This window comes from Catenulispora yoronensis, from assembly GCF_039531695.1.
In the GTDB taxonomy this organism is placed as follows: Bacteria; Actinomycetota; Actinomycetes; order Streptomycetales; family Catenulisporaceae; genus Catenulispora; species Catenulispora yoronensis.
Genome location: NZ_BAAAQN010000084.1, coordinates 14,563 through 29,974, shown reverse-complemented (window position 1 = coordinate 29,974; position 15,412 = coordinate 14,563). Strand labels below are relative to the sequence as shown.

Sequence of the window (15,412 nt, the reverse complement as noted above, 5' to 3'; positions counted from 1 at the left end):
GGGGTTCCGTTCGGCGATTCTCCCTTTTCTTTTTCTCTTTTCTCCTGCGCGGAGGTGATCGGCGATGGCGGCGGGAATCCAGATTCCGACCGATCCGGGCTGGGTCGACGAGGTGCTGTTGGCCGGCCCGGGCGACCAGGTGTGCCTGGTGCTCGCCGAGCCGGTGGACCGCACGACCCTGCGACGCCTGGTCGCGCAGCGGCAGGCGGCGCTGAGCGAGGCCGGCCTGCGGGCCGGCGGCTCGGTCGCGCTGTGCCTGCCGCCGTCGCTGGCGTTCATCACGAACCTGCTGGCGGTGTGGCGCCTGGGCGCCCGCGCCACGCTGCTGGACCACCGGCTGACCGCCTTCGAGATCGACCAGGCCCTGCAGCGGCTGGCGCCGCAGCTGGTGGTCTCGGTCGCGCAGGCCAGCGGGGGTGCGCTGCGGGCCTTCCAGGAAGTGCGCGAGCAGATCGCCGCGCATCCCGGCGGCCGGCCCTCCGACACCCCGCACGCGCTGGTCCAGCTCAGCTCCGGGTCCACCGGGCCGTCCAAGTCCATCGGCCGCAGCGCCTCGGACCTGATCGCCGAGATCGACCGCTACCTGAAGATCGACGGCGTGCCGCGCGGCGGCGAGCGGATCGTCTCGATGGCCTCGATGGTGCACGTGCTGGGCCTGGTCGGCGGGCTGCTCTACGGCCTGCACGCCGGCGTGCAGCTGGTGCTGCCGGAGCGGATGACCGCCGACGCCATCCTGGCCGCGGTCGCCGCCGGTCCCGAGCCCACCACCCTGCTGGGCGTCCCGTTCCACATCGAGCTGCTGGCCGCGGTCGCCGAACCGCCCCGGCTGCCGCAGCTGACCGGCATGACCACCGGCGGCGAGCTGGTCCGGGCCCAGGTGCACGACGCCTTCGTCGACCGCTACGGGATCCGGCTGGGCAACATGTACGGGATGACCGAGCTCGGCGTCATCGGCACCGACCTGTTCGGCGCGCACCGCCCGGCGATCGCCCCGGCCCCCGGCATGACGCTGCGCGAGGCCGACGGCGAGCTGCACATCGCGATGGAGCACTCGCCCTACGTCGGCCTGGTCGACCCGGCCCGCTGGTCCGACGGCTGGCTGCACACCAAGGACGCCGGCAGCGTCGATCCGGACACCGGACTGGTGCGGATCCGCGGCCGCCGCGACTCGCAGGTCTCGATCGGCGGCCTGAAGGTCGACCTGAGCGAGGTCGAGCACACCCTGGCCGGACTGCCCGGCGTGGCCGGCGCGGTCGTCGTGTACGGCAAGGCGATCGAGGCCTACGTGGTCCTGGAGGAGTCGGCCGCTCTGGACGCGGTCCAGCAGCGGCTGAACGAGCGGGTGGCCGCCTACAAGCGGCCGCGCGCCTGGCACGTCGTCGACAAGCTGCCGCGCACCGCGACCGGAAAGCTCGTGCGGGACCAGGGCGTGCTCGCCACCGTCCCCAGTAACGGAAGGAACTGAGGAGTTCATGACGTCGCATGACGAGATCAAGGCGTTCGCGTTCGAGGCGCTGAAGGAGATGAACTACGACACCTCCGGCTTCGACGGCGAGACGCTGCTCGGGCCGGCCGGCGTGGACCTGGAGTCCCTGGCCCTGGCCGAGCTGGGCGTGCGCCTGGAGGAGCGGTTCGGCATCCGGTTCAGCGACGACGAGCTCGACGAGATCGCCGCGCTGACCATCGACGAGTTCTGCGCCACCGTCGCCGCCCGGCTCGCGACCGCCACCACGTCGGGCTGACCCGTGGACGAGGCGTCCGAGCCGTATCGCGCCGAGGTGGTGGCGATGCTGGCGACCTACGGCGAGCGGCAGCCCGAGGAGGTCCCGGAGAGCGTGGACTCCCTGGAGCTGGCCTGGCTCATCCACCAGATCGAGGAGCGCTACGGCAAGCCGTTCGACGTCGACGACGACACGCTCGCGCGGATGACCACGGTGGCCGGCGCGAGCGCGGTGCTGCGCGAGCTCGGGTACGGAGCGGCGGCGTGAGCGCAGGCGGGACCGCGGTGCGGGCCGGCCGGACCCGCCGCGGCCCCCGCGAGGTGGTGGTCGGCGCGATGTCGGTGTTCAGCGCCTTCGGCGCCGGCGTCGAGCCGCTGCTGGCCGCGGTGTCCGCCGGCACCCCCGGCTTCGCGCCGGTCGAGCGGTTCGACGTCGGGACGCGGCGGGCGAAGGTGGCCGCCGCGGCGCCCGGATCCCCGGACCTGGTCCGGGAGCTGGTGCGGGCCGTCGACGAGGTCTGCGACTTCGAGCGCGACGGCACCCGGCTGTTCCTGGCGCTGCACGGCGACCCCGCGTTGGCGCGGTCGCCGGAGACGGCGCGCACCGACGCCTTCGCGCAGCGGATCGCCGCCGAGTGCGGCCTGGCCGGCGCGCGGGCGTACACCTCGGCGTGCGTCGCGGCCAGCACCGCCGTCGCCGACGCCGCCGCGCTGATCGCGCACGGCCGGGCGGACCGGGTCGTGGTCGCGGCCGGCTACCTCGTCGAGCCCGACCAGTACGCGCTGTTCGACGCCGGGCGCGCCCTGGCCGCCGACGGCCAGGTGCGGCCGTTCAGCACCGGCCGCGGCGGGCTGCTGCTCGGCGACGCGGTCGGCGCGGTGGTGCTGGAGGCGGCCGGGACCTCCGGGTCCGAGCCGCTGGCCCGGCTGGCCGGCTGGGGCCGCGCCGGCGACGCCTACCACGTCTGCAAGCCCCGGCCCGACGGCCTCGGACTGGCCCGCGCGATCACCGACGCCCTCGACCGCGCCGGCCTGCGGCCCACCGACATCGGCTACGTCAACGCCCACGGCTCCGGCACCAAGCAGAGCGACGCGGCCGAGACCGCCGCCCTGTACGCCGCGCTCGGCGACGCCGCCGACAAGATCCCGGTCAGCTCCACGAAGTCCATCCACGGCCAGGCCCTGGAGGCCGGCGCGCTGCTGGAGCTGATCGTCACCATTGCCGCGCTGCGCGCCGGACGGCTGCCGGTCAACGCCGGATTCCTCGGCGCCGACGACGACTGCCGCCTGGACCTGGTCCTGGAACCGGCCGCCGCCGCCCTCACGCACGCCCTGACCTTGAACGTCGCCTTCGGCGGCGCGAACACCGCACTCCTGGTAGGTGCGCCATGAACACGAAGAACGCGGGCGCCTCGGCGAACCGCGCGAATCCGGACCCGACCCTGGTCTGCGGAACCGCCGACCAACCGACCCGCCGCGCCGGCGGATTCCCGGTCCGCCAGGCCTCGACTGGCGCGAACGTCGCGTTGGGGGACGCGGAGACTGCGTTGCTGGCAGGTGCGCCGTGAGCAGGCGATACAGGACGCTGATCCGGCGGAACCAGGACTCGCGATGCGGGTCCGGGCCGGCCGCGACCGAGCAGTTGCTGGCAGGTGCGCCATGAGCACCATGGACCATGCCGCCGTCGTCACGACGGTCGCCGCTTCGGAGCCGTCGGCCGTCATCGCGGTCGCGCCGGTGGATGACACCATCACTGTCATCCCGGTCGCGCCGGCGACGGAAGTCGCGGTCTCGGTGGAAGTCGCGGTCGCCACAGAGGTCGCAGTCTCCACAGAGGCCGGCCTGATCGTCGTCGCCGAAGCGCGCTGGCCGGAGTCGGAGCACGACCTGGCTCCGCCCCCGTTGCCGGGTTTCATCGTGTCCTCCTTCAGTCCGATGGCCGCCGAGGCCGCGGCGCGGTGCCTGAGCCGTCGCCCCGTCGGCTCGGCCGGTGCTTCGCTGACCGCCGTCGTCATCGTCAGCTCCCGCGGCGATCTGCACAGCGCGGCTCATGTCGCGGCGGCGGTCGACACCGGCGGGCCGCTCGGGCCGCTGCTGTTCTTCCAGTCCGTGCCCAACGCCGTCGCCGGCCACATCGCCGCCCGGTGGAGCCTCACCGGTCCGGTGGTCTGCGTCGCCGACCGGGCCTCGGCGCTGGAGGCCGCCGCGCTGCTCGTCGAGGACGGCGACGCCGAGGAGGCGCTCGTCCTGCACGTGGAGCAGGGTGCCCGCGACCACGCGCACGCCGTCCTGCTCCGCGCCCCGTCCCCAGGAGGCCAGCCATGACCCGCCCCGAGGTCGTCGTCACCGGCATGGGCATGGTGACGCCGGTCGGCACCAGCGCCGTCGAGGTGCACGCCGCCATGTGCGAGGGCCGCTCCGGCCTGCGCCGCCCGCCCGAGGGCCACCCGGTCGGGGACGCGCTGGAGGTCGGCGGGTTCGGGCCGGCCATCGATCCGGTCAGCCTGCTGCCGGCCACCGAGGCGCGCGTCGTCGACCGCTACATCGTGCTGGCGCTCCAGGCCGCCGCCGACGCCCTCGCCGACGCCGACCTCGACGTCGCGCGGGACGTGGACCCGTACCGGATCGCCTGCATCCTCTCCGGCACCGGCGGCCTGGCGACGCTGGAGGCGCAGGTGGTGCTGCGCACCGTCAAGGGCCGCCTGGGCGTCAGCCCCTACCTGCTGCCCGGCATGCTGCCGAACATGGGCGCGGCCCGGGTCGCCATCAAGTACGGCATCCGCGGCTACGTCTCCTCCAGCGGCACCGCCTGCGCGGCCGGCGGCCAGGCCATCGGCGAGGCGCTGCGGCTGCTGCGCGGCGGCGAGGCCGACGTGGTGGTGGCCGGGTGCAGCGAGGCCCCGCTGTTCCCGACCCTGGCCGACACCTTCGGCAATGCCCGGGCGCTGGCCCGCGGCTGGGCCGAGGATCCGACCGGCGCCTCCCGGCCCTTCGACCGGCGCCGCAACGGCCTGGTCCTGGGCGAGGGCGCCGGGGTGTTCGTGCTGGAGCGCAAGGACTTCGCCGACGCCCGCGGCGCCGCGGCCCACGCCGACGTGCTGGGCTGGGGCGTCACCAACGACGCGCACCGCCCGACCACGCCCCGCCCGGACGGCGAGGGTGCCAAGGAGGCCATGCGGCAGGCGCTGCGGGACTCCGGCCTGGCGCCGTCGGACATCGGGTACCTCAACGCGCACGGCACCAGCACCAAGCTCGGCGACGCCGCCGAGGCGCTGGCCATCCGGACCCTGTTCGGCGCCGACGCGCCCCCGGTCAGCTCCACCAAGGCGGTGACCGGCCACATGCTCGGCGCCTCCGGGGTGGTGGAGTCCGGGGTCTCGATCCTGGCCCTGCGCACCGGGCAGCTGCCGCCCACCCACAACCTCGACGATCCCGACCCCGACTGCGAGCTCGACCACATCCGCAAGGACCCCCGCGCGGCCGCCGTCGAGCACGTCATGTCCAACTCCTTCGGGTTCGGGGGCCACAACGTCAGCGTCGTCTACGGCCGGCCCAGCACCCGTCGGACCCACCCGGCATAGCGGAAGGCGAGAAGGAATGGACATCCTCGGCATCGACCATGTCGAGTTCTACGTGGGGGACGCGAGACAGTCCGCGTTCTTCCTGTGCACGGCGTTCGGATTCCATCTCGTCGGCCACGGCGGCCCGGAGACCGGTCTGGACGACCAGCGCACGCTGCTGCTGAGCCACGGCGACAGCCGGGTTCTGCTGACCTCCGCGCTCAGCGGCGCGCACCCGGCCGACGGCTACGTCTCCCGCCACGGCGACGGCGTCGCGGTGATCGCCTTCGCCGTCCAGGACGCGGTGGCCTGCTACGAGCAGGCGGTGGCGGCCGGCGCGGCCTCGGTGGAGCCGCCCCGGGTCTTCAAGGACGAGCAGGGCTCGGTGACCACCGCGGTGGTCAGCGGCTTCGGCGACGTCGTGCACCGCTTCGTGCAGCGCGCCGGCGCCGCGTTCTGGCCGGCCGCGATCGAGCCGCAGGCCGCGGCCCCGCACAAGGACCCGGACCTGGTCCGCGCCATCGACCACGCCGCGTTCTGCGTCCCGGCCGGCGAGCTGGAGGCCACCGTCGACTACTACCAGCGGGCCTTCGGCTTCAAGCTGATCTTCGAGGAGTACGTCGAGGTCGGCTCGCAGGGCATGTACTCGCAGGTGGTGCAGAGCCCCTCGGCCACCGCCACCTTCACCATCATCCAGCCGGACATGAGCCGCGACCGGGGCCAGATCGACGACTTCCTGGCCTGGCACGGCGGCGCCGGCGTGCAGCACCTGGCGCTGAGCACCGACGACATCGTGGCCGCGGTGCGCACCTTCAGCGGCAACGGCGCCGGCTTCGCGGTGACCCCCGGCGCCTACTACGACGCGCTCGGCGAGCGGATCGGCGCCACCGACCTGCCGGTGGAGCGCCTGCGGCCGCTGGGCATCCTGGTCGACCGCGACCACTGGGGCCAGATGTACCAGATCTTCTCCAAGTCGATGCACATCCGCCGCACCTACTTCTGGGAGCTCATCGAGCGGCACGGTGCGAAGACCTTCGGGACCAGCAACATCCCCGCGCTCTACGCGGCCAAGGAACGCGAACTCGCCGACGTGCGCGAATCCGTCGATCTAGGAGTGGCAGGACAACGATGACAGCCCAGACGTCCCAGACCCTGGCGGCGGCCTTCACCCTCACCGACGCCGAGGCGGCGCTGCTGCCCACCGACGCCGAGGTCCAGGCCTACGCCGAGCACGGGTGGCACCTGACCGGCAAGCTGTTCTCCGACGAGGAGATCGACACGCTGGCCGCCGCCGTCGACCGGTACTACGCCGGCGAGCGCTCCCGGCAGCTGCCGGTGCGCCCGCCGAAGCTGGCCGCGTGGAAGCCCGAGGACGGCCCGGTGCAGCGGCACAACGACTACGTGCACCACGAGAGCGACCCGATCGCCAAGATCCTGTGCAAGCCGCTGGTCGGCGCGGTCGCCGCCCGGCTGGCGCAGGCCGAGCAGATCCGGGTCTTCCAGTCCACGCTGATCTACAAGCCGCCGGTGGCCGGGGAGCCGACCAACGTCGTGCCCTGGCACTTCGACCGGCACTACTGGGCCTCGTGCACCTCCGAGAAGATGCTCACCGCCTTCATCCCGTTCCACGACTGCGGCGAGGAGATGGGCACCATCACCATGGTCGACGGCTCCCACCGCTGGGAGGAGATCGGCCGCGAGGACTCGATGGTCCGGCACTTCGCCGAGCGCGACAAGACCGACCTGGAGCGGGTGCTGGCCGAGAACGCCGCCTACAACGGCGCCGAGATCCGCAAGATCCCGATGCTCATCCCCAAGGGCCACATGAGCTTCCACCACTGCCGCACCTACCACGGCAGCGGCCCGAACCTGAGCACCCGCCCCCGGCAGGCGATCTCCTTCCACCTGCAGGACGGCGCCAACGAGTTCCAGCGCTTCGAGCTCAGCGACGGCAGCTTCGCCGCCTACAACCACGACGTCGTGGTCCGCCGGACCGCCGACGGCCGCCCCGACTACGCCGATCCCGAGATCTGCCCCGTCCTCTGGAGGAACTGATGGCCGCCACCCGCTACGACTGGGGACAGCGCCACCCCGGCATCGACCGGCTCGAGGAGCGCATCGGCGAGGCGCGCGCCGAGGTCGTCGGACACCCGCTCTACGCTCGGCTGCGCGACGGGCAGGCGATCCGCACCTTCCAGGAGCACCACGTCTTCGCGGTCTGGGACTTCATGTCGCTGCTGAAGTCGCTGCAGCGGAACCTGACCTGCGTCACGCTGCCCTGGGTGCCGACCGGCCCGACCGGCAGCCGCCGGCTGATCAACGACATCGTGCTGGTGGAGGAGAGCGACGAGCTGCGCGGCGGCTACATCAGCCACTTCGAGCTCTACATCGCCGGCATGGAGCAGGCCGGCGCCGACACCTCGGTGATCGAGGAGTTCATCGCGCTGCTGCGCACCGGCATGGGCGTGGAGCACGCCATCGCCAAGGCCGGGGTGCCCGCGCCCTCGGCCGAGTTCGTCGCCCTGACCTGGGACATCATCGCCGAGGCGCCGGTGCACTGCCAGGCCGCGGCCTTCGCCTTCGGCCGCGAGGACCTGATCCCGGACATGTTCCAGCAGGTGGTCACGGTCAACGAGGAGGTCGGCGGGCTGGACACGTTCGTGGACTACCTGGCCCGGCACATCGAGGTCGACGGCGAGGAGCACACGCCGATGGCCATGCAGATGCTGGCCGACCTGTGCGGGGACGACGACGCCAAGTGGGAGCAGTGCGCCGTCACCGTCACCCGCGCGCTGGCCGCCCGGGCCAAGCTGTGGGACGGCATCCTGGCCGCCGTCGAGGCCCGCGCCGCCGCGCTGAGCGGGAGCGGGAGCGGGCGTGCCTGATTCCGCCGCTCTGTACCGCACGGTCCGGCTGATCCGGCGCTTCGAGGAGCGGGCCGTGGAGCTGGTCCGCGCCAAGCAGATCTTCGGCGGGATCCACCCGTACACCGGCCAGGAGGCGATCGCCGCCGGGACCTGCGCCGCGCTGCGCCGCGACGACGTCATCACCAGCACCCACCGCGGCCACGGGCACGTCCTGGCCAAGGGCGCGGACCCGGCGCGGATGATGGCCGAGCTGCTCGGCCGCGCCACCGGGCTCAACCGCGGCCGCGGCGGGTCGATGCACGCCGCCGACTTCGCCGTCGGCATCCTGGGCGCCAACGCGATCGTCGGCGCCGCGGCGCCGATCGCCACCGGCGCGGCCTGGGCGGCCCGGCGGGCCGGCTCGGACCGGGTCGCCGTCACCTACTTCGGCGACGGCGCGGTCAGCCAGGGCGTGGTGCTGGAGGCCTTCAACCTGGCCGCGCTGTGGCGGGCCCCGGTGATCTTCGTCTGCGAGAACAACGGGTGGTCCACGACCACCCGCACCCGGGACGTGGTCGCCGGGACCGTCACCGGCCGGGCCGAGGCCTTCGGCATCCCGGCCGAGCAGGTCGACGGCATGGACCCGGAGGCGGTGCTGGCCGCCACCGCCCGCGCGGTCGCGCGGGCCCGGGCCGGCGCCGGCCCGGCGCTGCTGGAGTGCCTCACCCACCGGTTCGACGCGCACCACACCTGGGAGCACGCCGCGCGTCCCCGCTACCGGACGCCCGAGGAAGCGCAGGAGGGCCGGGATCGGGACCCGCTGCTGGTGCAGGGCGCGCGGGTGCCGGTCGCCGACCGGGCCCGGATCGACGCCGAGATCGAGGAGCTGATGGACGCGGCCGTGCGCTTCGCCCTGGACGCCCCGCGTCCGGACCCGGCGACCGCCCTGGACCACCTGTACGCCGACGGCACGGCCGTGCGGGCCGGAGCGGCCTGATGACCATCCTGTCCTATCTCAAGGCCCTGAACCGGGCGGTCACCGACGAGATGGAGCGCGACCCCACGGTCTGCGTGTTCGGCGAGGACGTCCGGGCCGCGGTCACCAACGTGACCGCCGGGCTGGTCAAGCGGTTCGGCCCGGACCGGGTGCTGGACATGCCGATCTCCGAGCAGGGCTTCACCGGCGTGGCCACCGGCGCCGCGCTGTCCGGGCAGCGGCCGCTGATCGAGTACCAGATCCCGGCGCTGCTGTTCCTGGCCTTCGAGCAGATCGTCAACCAGGCGCACAAGTTCTCGCTGATGACCGGCGGGCAGACCCGGGTGCCGGTGACCTACCTGGTGCCCAGCTCCGGGTCCCGCGACGGCTGGGCCGGCCAGCACTCCGACCACCCCTACAGCCTGTTCGCGCACGTCGGCGTCAAGACCGTGGTCCCGGCCACCCCGGCCGACGCCTACGGGCTGCTGGTCACCGCGCTGCGCGACGACGACCCGGTGGTGGTGTTCGCCCCGGCCGGCGCCATGGGCCGGCGCGAGGACGTGGACCTGGCCGCGCTGGCCCCGGTGCCGCTGGGCGTGGGCCGGATCCACCGGCCCGGCACCGACGTCACCGTGGTCGCCGTCGGCCACCTGGTGCACGAGGCGCTGGCGGTGGCCGAGGAGCTGGCCGGGCAGATCAGCGTCGAGGTCTTCGACCCCCGCACCCTGCACCCCTTCGACTGGCAGGGCCTGGCCGCCTCGCTGGAGCGCACCGGGCGGCTGGTCGTCGTCGACGACAGCAACCGCTCCTGCGGCATCGGCGGGGAGGTCCTGGCCACCGCCGCCGAGCAGATGCGCCTGGTCGCCCCGCCCAAGCGGGTCACCCGGCCGGACGGCGCGGTGCTGCCCTTCGCCGAGGAGCTGGACCGCGCCCTGCAGCCCAGCCGCGAGCAGCTGCGCACCGCGATCCAGACCGTGGCCAAGGCCGGAGGCTTCCGATGAGCGTTCCGGCGAGCCCGCCGGCCGGCGAACCGACCCGTGCCCCGATGAGCGCCCCGTTCGAGAAGGAGAGCACCCCGTGACCGCCTCCACCGCCGCCTCCGGCATCCGGGCCGCGCTGGCCGCCGACCCGGCCCTCGGCGCGGGCAACGTCCTGCACAAGCTTTTCGAGCACGGCGCCCCGCCGGACGGCCCCGGCATGGCCTTCGACACCGAGGTCGACGGCCACCCCGCCTTCACCGACCTGACCCTGGGCGAGCTGTACACCGTCGTCGCGGCGCGCGCCGCCTGGTTCGCCGCGCGCGGCGTCGGCCCGCGCGACCCGGTGGCCGTGTACGTCACCAGCGCCGCCGACGCCATGCTCCATTTCATGGCCCTGGCCTGGCTCGGCGCCATCCCGGCGCTGATGAACCCGAACATCCCCGGCGACGTCGCCGCCGAGTACATCCGCCGGCTGCGGGCCGTCGGGCTGCTCACGGACGGCACGCGCCGGCAGCGGCTCGCCGAGGCCGACCGGGGTCTGGAGCTGGGCTTCGGCCTGGAGGCGGTGTTCGACGCCGCCGAGACCGGCACCGGCGACCCGGCGGCCGCGCCGGCGCCGTACCGGCACCACGACGAGGACCCGATCGCGATCACCCACTCCTCCGGCACCACGCGGATGCCGACGGCGGTCACCCAGACCCACGGCAACCTGTTCGTCGGCACCCGGGTGCTGCGGCTGAACAAGCCGCGGGCCCGCGGCACCGAGCGGATCCTCAATGCCCTGCCGGCCCCGCACGCCGCCGGGATCATGTCCCTGAACCACGCCCTGTGCAACCGCGCCGACCTGCTCTACCTGTCGCGGCCGGACGACGGCGAGGCCGTGGTGTCCGCGATCGAGCGCTGGCGTCCCAGCGGCGTGTTCGGGTTCGCCGTCACCTGGGCCGAACTGGCCCGCATCGACCTGGGCAAGCGCGCCGTGGACTCGGTGTCGCTGTGGTTCAACACCGGCGACTGCGCCCACGAGCCGCACATCCGGCACCTGGTCGCGGCCGGCTCCCACGACCGGCCCACCGCCTCCGGCGCCCGCCGGGTCCCCGGGTCGATGTTCGTCGACGGTCTGGGCTCCAGCGAGATGGGCCACTCGGCGTTCCACATCACCCACGCCCCCGGCACCGAGCGCTACGGCCGCTGCGTCGGGCGCACCCACGACTTCGCCGAGATCAAGCTGCTCGACCCGGAGACCGGCGAGGAGGTGCCGGTCGGCGAGGTGGGGCTGTGCGGGATGAAGTCCGCGACGCTGTCGCCGGGCTACTGGAACGACTCGCTGGCCACGCATCGCAACCGCCGCAACGGTTATTACCTCACCGGCGACCTCCTGTACCGGGACGAGGAAGGCTACTATTACCACGTGGACCGGATGGTCGACGCGGTGCCGCTCGGCGGCGGCAAGTGGCTCTACACCGCGATGTCCGAGGAGCGGATTCTCAAGGCCTGCCCGGACGTACTGGACTGCACCGTCGTGGCGATGCCCACCGGGGCCGGCGTGGTGTCCGACGTGCTGCTCACGCTGCACCCCTGGGCCGACGCCGCGGCGGACCGGACCGAGGCGGTGCGCGCGGCGCTCGCCGAGTTCTCCGAGGCCGCGGCGGCGACGCTGCGCGAGGTGGTGGTGATCGGTCCGGAGCGGCTGATCGTCGGGCCCACCGGGAAGGTTCGCAAGTTCCTGATGCGGCAGCGGCACGCGGCCGAGGCCGGGGCCGGGGCCGAGGCCGGAGCCGGCGCCGAGGTTTCGCAGGCGGCGTCGAGCGCGCAGGAAAGCGGGACCCGGTGACCGCTCTGGCCGGCGTCGGCACCTACCTGCCCAAGGAGCGGGTGCCGATCGAGGACCTGGCCGACCGGTTCGGCCTGACCGCCATGCAGACCAAGGTCTTCCGCCGCTACCACAAGCTCGGCTCGGTCAGCCGCGACCCCGGCGGCACCCTGCTGGACCTGCTCCGCGGCGCCCTGGACGACCTGGACGAGCTGCCCGGCAACGAGCACCGGGTCCGCTACGTGATCCACGCCCGCACCTTCCCGGTGGTCACCCCCTGGCCGCTGAACCCGCTGCGCGAGCTGTGCCGGGAGCGCGGGCTGGAGCACGCCGAGGCCTTCGCCGTCGGCCACCACGCCTGCGCCTCCGGCCTGCTGGCCATCGACGTCGCCGGCCGGCTGCTGGCCGCCGACGCCGAGCGCCACCCCGACGCCCTGGCCCTGATCGTGACCGGCGAGAAGACGTTCACCGGCGAGGCGCAGATGGTCCCGGAGACCTCGTTCTTCGGCGAGGGCGCGGCGGCCTGCCTGGTCAGCGCCTCCGGCGAGCGCGACCGCCTGCTCGCCTACAGCGTCGACCTGCGCGGGGAGTTCGACGGCGACTCGATGGAGCAGGCCATGGAGTTCCAGCGGGTCTACTCCGACGCCCTGGGCGAGGCGATCCTGGCCGCGGTGGCCGGCGCCGGCCTGGCCATGGAGGACATCGCCCTGGTGCTGCCGCACAACGTCAACATCGTGGCCTGGCAGCGGGTCTGCAAGGGCATCGGCTTCCCCCGGGACAAGGTGGTGCTGGACAACGTGACCCCGGACGGCCACGTGTTCTGCGCCGACGCCTTCCTGAACTACCGGACCGCCGGCGAGCGCAGCCTGCTGCACCCCGGGGACCGCTACGTGGTCGCCGCCGCCGGCGCCGGCCGCGGCGCCACCTTCTCGGCCATGGTCTTCGAACACTGAGCAACCGCGAAACCACGAACCTTCGGAAAGGACCGTCATGACGGAGCAGAGCCTCGCCGTCGACCCGCAGTTCCGCGAACGCGTCGTGGACACCGTCTGCATCCTGCTGCCGGACGTCCTCAAGCGGGACGTCTCCGGCGCCGGCGAGGGCACCACGCTGATGGAGGACCTCGGGATGAGCTCCACCGGCGCGCTGGAGATCGTGCTGCTGCTGGAGGAGAACCTGGAGGTCGAGATCAGCGTCGAGGACCTGGGCCGCGAGCACTTCGAGACCGTGGGCACGCTGGCCGACTACGTCGCCGGCAACGTGATCGACGAGGACTGAGACCGACCCCGGACCGATCCGGCCCGACCCCGGCCCGACCCGGAACCAGAACCAGAACCAGACCGAGACTTCAGGACTGAGGTACCGACACAGTGCACACCACGGTCCCGCCGCACGTCGGCACCGCCTCGGCCGGCGCCCCCGGCGCCGCGGCCGGTCCGTCCGGCGCGGCCGACTCCGCCGGCCCCGCCGCCCCGGCCGCCGGCTGGGGGATCCGCCGCGCGGTGCGCCTGGCCTTCCCCGGCCCGGCCAGCCTGGCCCTGGACGAGGAGCACACCGCCCGGCTCGACACCTACCTGACCGACCTGCTCCAGCCCTACGGCCTGGCCCTCGGTCCCGGTGCGCTGACCCCGCGCGGCCAGTCCTACGGCGAGATGGCCGAGGCGCTGATCGAACTGGCGGTGCCCGCCGGGGAGCACGTCGACCTGCTGATCATGGCGTACTCGATCCCGGACATCACTCCGGGCCGGGCCACCACGACCTACCTGAGCCACGTGTGCCCGGGCGGGCCGCTGGCGTTCGCGGTCAGCGACCAGGGCACGGCGGCCGGCTTCACCGGGCTGCGGCTGGTGCGCGAGTACGCCCGCACCGGCGGGCTGCGGCGCGCGCTGCTGATCGTGGTGGAACAGGCCTGGCTCGCCTACGACCCGGGGGTCCCGGCCGCCGTCCCGACCGGCCACACCGGCGTCGCGCTGCTGTTCGGGGACGCCCATCCGGACCCGGTCTCCGGTGTTCCGGAGCCGGTCGCCGCGCTCGGCCCGGTGCGGGTGCGCGCCGGGGCGCCCAGCACCCCGTCCAGCACCCCGTCCAGCACCCCGTCCGGGACCGGGCCCGGGACCGCGCCGGTATCCGGGATCGACGAGCTCGGCGCGGCGCGGACCGTGATCCTCGGTGCCGTGCTCAAGGGCGAGGCCGAGGCGCTGGCGGCGGAGGCCGAGGTCGTGGTCGCCTCCCCGGGCCGGCCGACCACCGGCGTCTGGTGGGAGCTGGCCGGCGCGCTGGAGGCCCGGGCCGCGGGGCCCGCCGACGGCGCGCACCGCATCGTCGTCGCCGACGCCGATCCCGGCCTGGGCTTCGTGGGCACGGCGGCGATCGACGTGCTCGGCGGCGCGAGCTTCGGGCCCGGATCCGCCGGACCCGCCTCGCCGCTGCTGTGCCTGGACGACTATCGCGGCGCCGCGCGGGAGCGGATCGCGCCCGACGTCTGGGACTTCATCGACGGCGGCGCCGAGACCGAGCGGACCGTCCAGGCCAACCTCGCGGCCTTCCAGCGGGTGATCCTGCGGCCGCGCGTCCTGGTCGACACCGAGGTCTGCGACACCCGCACCTCGATCCTCGGCGCGCCGGTGGGCACCCCGCTGGCCGTGGCGCCCACCGCGTACCACCGGCTGGTGCACCCCGACGGCGAGGTCGCGACGGCGCGCGGCGCCGGGGCGGCCGAGGCGCTGTACACGGTCAGCATCTTCGCCAGCCGGACGCTGGAGGACATCGCGGCGGCCGCCACCGGACCGCTGTGGCTCCAGCTCTACTGGCTGCGGCAGCGGGACGCGCTCAGTGTGCTGATCGACCGGGCCGTGCAGTCCGGGTACCGCGCGCTGGTGCTGACCGTCGACATCGCCCGCATGGGACGGCGCCGGCGCGACATGCGCAACGGCTTCGCGGTGGGGCCGGACTTCGCCGCGGTCAATCTGGACGCGGCGCTGATGGCCTCCGCGCACGAGCGGGGCCCGGAGGGCACCTCGGCGCTGGCGACCCACACCGCGCAGACCATCGACCCGTCGGTGACGTGGTCCGATCTGGCCTGGCTGCGGGCGCGCAGCGACCTGCCGATCGTGCTGAAGGGCATCCTCACCGCCGAGGACGCGCGGCTGGCCGTGGAGCACGGGGCCGACGCGGTGATCGTCTCCAACCACGGCGGCCGGCAGCTCGACGGCGCGGTGCCGAGCCTGGTGGCGCTGCCCGAGGTGACGGCGGCCGTCGGCGGCGCCTGCCCGGTGCTGTTCGACGGCGGCGTGCGCGGCGGCGGCGACGCCTTCGCCGCGCTGGCGCTGGGCGCGAAAGCGGTGTTCCTGGGCCGGCCGGTCCTGTGGGGCCTGGCGGTCGGCGGTGCCGGCGGGGTGGCCGGCGTTCTGAACCTGGCCACCGAGGAGCTGGGGCACACGATGGCGTTGGCCGGGCGGCCCGCGCTGGACGTCATCGACGGCGGTGCGGTGCGGTTCGACGAGCGGATGGAGCCTTGACG

The 15,412-nt window shown here is 74.0% G+C and carries 16 protein-coding genes; all 16 read left to right on the top strand.

All coding sequences use genetic code 11. The features are described from left to right. Positions 1-64 precede the first annotated feature (64 nt). The 16 genes from ABD481_RS42200 to ABD481_RS42125 all read left to right on the top strand — a co-directional run bounded on the left by ABD481_RS42200 (position 65) and on the right by ABD481_RS42125 (position 15,410). Positions 65-1,465: a class I adenylate-forming enzyme family protein gene (locus ABD481_RS42200; protein WP_344671537.1), complete on the top strand. Its 1,401-nt coding sequence runs from the start codon at positions 65-67 to the stop codon at positions 1,463-1,465. A gap of 7 nt (positions 1,466-1,472) precedes the next feature. Beyond that, positions 1,473-1,742 carry an acyl carrier protein gene (locus ABD481_RS42195; RefSeq protein WP_344671536.1) on the top strand — a complete coding sequence of 90 codons (270 nt, stop codon included), beginning with the start codon at positions 1,473-1,475 and terminating at the stop codon, positions 1,740-1,742. 3 nt (positions 1,743-1,745) lie between these two features. Beyond that, positions 1,746-1,988 (top strand): hypothetical protein, encoded by a 243-nt coding sequence (locus tag ABD481_RS42190; RefSeq protein ID WP_425559407.1) that lies wholly within the window; start codon positions 1,746-1,748, stop codon positions 1,986-1,988. A 68-nt stretch (positions 1,989-2,056) separates the two neighbouring features. Next, positions 2,057-3,112 (top strand): beta-ketoacyl synthase N-terminal-like domain-containing protein, encoded by a 1,056-nt coding sequence (locus ABD481_RS42185; protein ID WP_344671551.1) that lies wholly within the window; start codon positions 2,057-2,059, stop codon positions 3,110-3,112. After that, the gene (locus ABD481_RS42180; RefSeq protein ID WP_344671535.1) at positions 3,109-3,288 is read left to right on the top strand and encodes a hypothetical protein; all 180 of its coding nucleotides are present in this window, start codon (positions 3,109-3,111) and stop codon (positions 3,286-3,288) included. Before ABD481_RS42185 ends, ABD481_RS42180 begins: the two co-directional genes overlap by 4 nt. A gap of 277 nt (positions 3,289-3,565) precedes the next feature. Then, positions 3,566-4,045 carry a beta-ketoacyl synthase chain length factor gene (locus ABD481_RS42175; protein WP_425559410.1) on the top strand — a complete coding sequence of 160 codons (480 nt, stop codon included), beginning with the start codon at positions 3,566-3,568 and terminating at the stop codon, positions 4,043-4,045. Next, a complete protein-coding gene (locus tag ABD481_RS42170; RefSeq protein WP_344671533.1) occupies positions 4,042-5,301 on the top strand; it encodes a beta-ketoacyl-[acyl-carrier-protein] synthase family protein in 1,260 nt (419 codons plus the stop codon). The genes ABD481_RS42175 and ABD481_RS42170 overlap by 4 nt, the downstream gene beginning before the upstream one ends. A gap of 16 nt (positions 5,302-5,317) precedes the next feature. Next, positions 5,318-6,412, top strand: a complete 1,095-nt coding sequence (gene hppD, locus ABD481_RS42165) for a 4-hydroxyphenylpyruvate dioxygenase (protein WP_344671532.1) — start codon at positions 5,318-5,320, stop codon at positions 6,410-6,412. Next, complete coding sequence (locus ABD481_RS42160) at positions 6,409-7,335, top strand: phytanoyl-CoA dioxygenase family protein (protein ID WP_344671531.1); 927 nt, start codon at positions 6,409-6,411, stop codon at positions 7,333-7,335. The genes hppD and ABD481_RS42160 overlap by 4 nt, the downstream gene beginning before the upstream one ends. Then, positions 7,335-8,165 carry a DUF3050 domain-containing protein gene (locus ABD481_RS42155; protein ID WP_344671530.1) on the top strand — a complete coding sequence of 277 codons (831 nt, stop codon included), beginning with the start codon at positions 7,335-7,337 and terminating at the stop codon, positions 8,163-8,165. The genes ABD481_RS42160 and ABD481_RS42155 overlap by 1 nt, the downstream gene beginning before the upstream one ends. Continuing rightward, positions 8,158-9,123, top strand: coding sequence for a thiamine pyrophosphate-dependent dehydrogenase E1 component subunit alpha (locus ABD481_RS42150; protein WP_344671529.1), 966 nt, complete (start codon positions 8,158-8,160; stop codon positions 9,121-9,123). Before ABD481_RS42155 ends, ABD481_RS42150 begins: the two co-directional genes overlap by 8 nt. Further along, a complete protein-coding gene (locus tag ABD481_RS42145) occupies positions 9,123-10,103 on the top strand; it encodes an alpha-ketoacid dehydrogenase subunit beta (RefSeq protein ID WP_344671528.1) in 981 nt (326 codons plus the stop codon). The genes ABD481_RS42150 and ABD481_RS42145 overlap by 1 nt, the downstream gene beginning before the upstream one ends. A 76-nt stretch (positions 10,104-10,179) precedes the next feature. Continuing rightward, the gene (locus ABD481_RS42140; RefSeq protein ID WP_344671527.1) at positions 10,180-11,913 is read left to right on the top strand and encodes a class I adenylate-forming enzyme family protein; all 1,734 of its coding nucleotides are present in this window, start codon (positions 10,180-10,182) and stop codon (positions 11,911-11,913) included. Then, on the top strand, positions 11,910-12,845 hold the full coding sequence (locus ABD481_RS42135; protein WP_344671526.1) for a 3-oxoacyl-[acyl-carrier-protein] synthase III C-terminal domain-containing protein: 936 nt from the start codon (positions 11,910-11,912) through the stop codon (positions 12,843-12,845). The genes ABD481_RS42140 and ABD481_RS42135 overlap by 4 nt, the downstream gene beginning before the upstream one ends. Before the next feature lie 37 nt (positions 12,846-12,882). Continuing rightward, positions 12,883-13,170, top strand: a complete 288-nt coding sequence (locus tag ABD481_RS42130) for a phosphopantetheine-binding protein (RefSeq protein WP_344671525.1) — start codon at positions 12,883-12,885, stop codon at positions 13,168-13,170. Between the two features lie 92 nt (positions 13,171-13,262). Further along, on the top strand, positions 13,263-15,410 hold the full coding sequence (locus tag ABD481_RS42125) for an alpha-hydroxy acid oxidase (RefSeq protein WP_344671524.1): 2,148 nt from the start codon (positions 13,263-13,265) through the stop codon (positions 15,408-15,410). Positions 15,411-15,412: the final 2 nt, after the last annotated feature.

Excerpts from the sequence above, each read along its gene's own strand:
- ABD481_RS42185 (WP_344671551.1), top strand. The coding sequence starts at position 2,057 with ATGTCGGTGTTCAGCGCCTTCGGCGCCGGCGTCGAGCCGCTGCTGGCC.
- ABD481_RS42200 (WP_344671537.1), top strand. The coding sequence starts at position 65 with ATGGCGGCGGGAATCCAGATTCCGACCGATCCGGGCTGGGTCGACGAG.
- ABD481_RS42145 (WP_344671528.1), top strand. The coding sequence starts at position 9,123 with ATGACCATCCTGTCCTATCTCAAGGCCCTGAACCGGGCGGTCACCGAC.
- ABD481_RS42195 (WP_344671536.1), top strand. The coding sequence starts at position 1,473 with ATGACGTCGCATGACGAGATCAAGGCGTTCGCGTTCGAGGCGCTGAAG.
- ABD481_RS42155 (WP_344671530.1), top strand. The coding sequence starts at position 7,335 with ATGGCCGCCACCCGCTACGACTGGGGACAGCGCCACCCCGGCATCGAC.
- ABD481_RS42180 (WP_344671535.1), top strand. The coding sequence starts at position 3,109 with ATGAACACGAAGAACGCGGGCGCCTCGGCGAACCGCGCGAATCCGGAC.
- hppD (WP_344671532.1), top strand. The coding sequence starts at position 5,318 with ATGGACATCCTCGGCATCGACCATGTCGAGTTCTACGTGGGGGACGCG.
- ABD481_RS42160 (WP_344671531.1), top strand. The coding sequence starts at position 6,409 with ATGACAGCCCAGACGTCCCAGACCCTGGCGGCGGCCTTCACCCTCACC.
- ABD481_RS42170 (WP_344671533.1), top strand. The coding sequence starts at position 4,042 with ATGACCCGCCCCGAGGTCGTCGTCACCGGCATGGGCATGGTGACGCCG.
- ABD481_RS42130 (WP_344671525.1), top strand. The coding sequence starts at position 12,883 with ATGACGGAGCAGAGCCTCGCCGTCGACCCGCAGTTCCGCGAACGCGTC.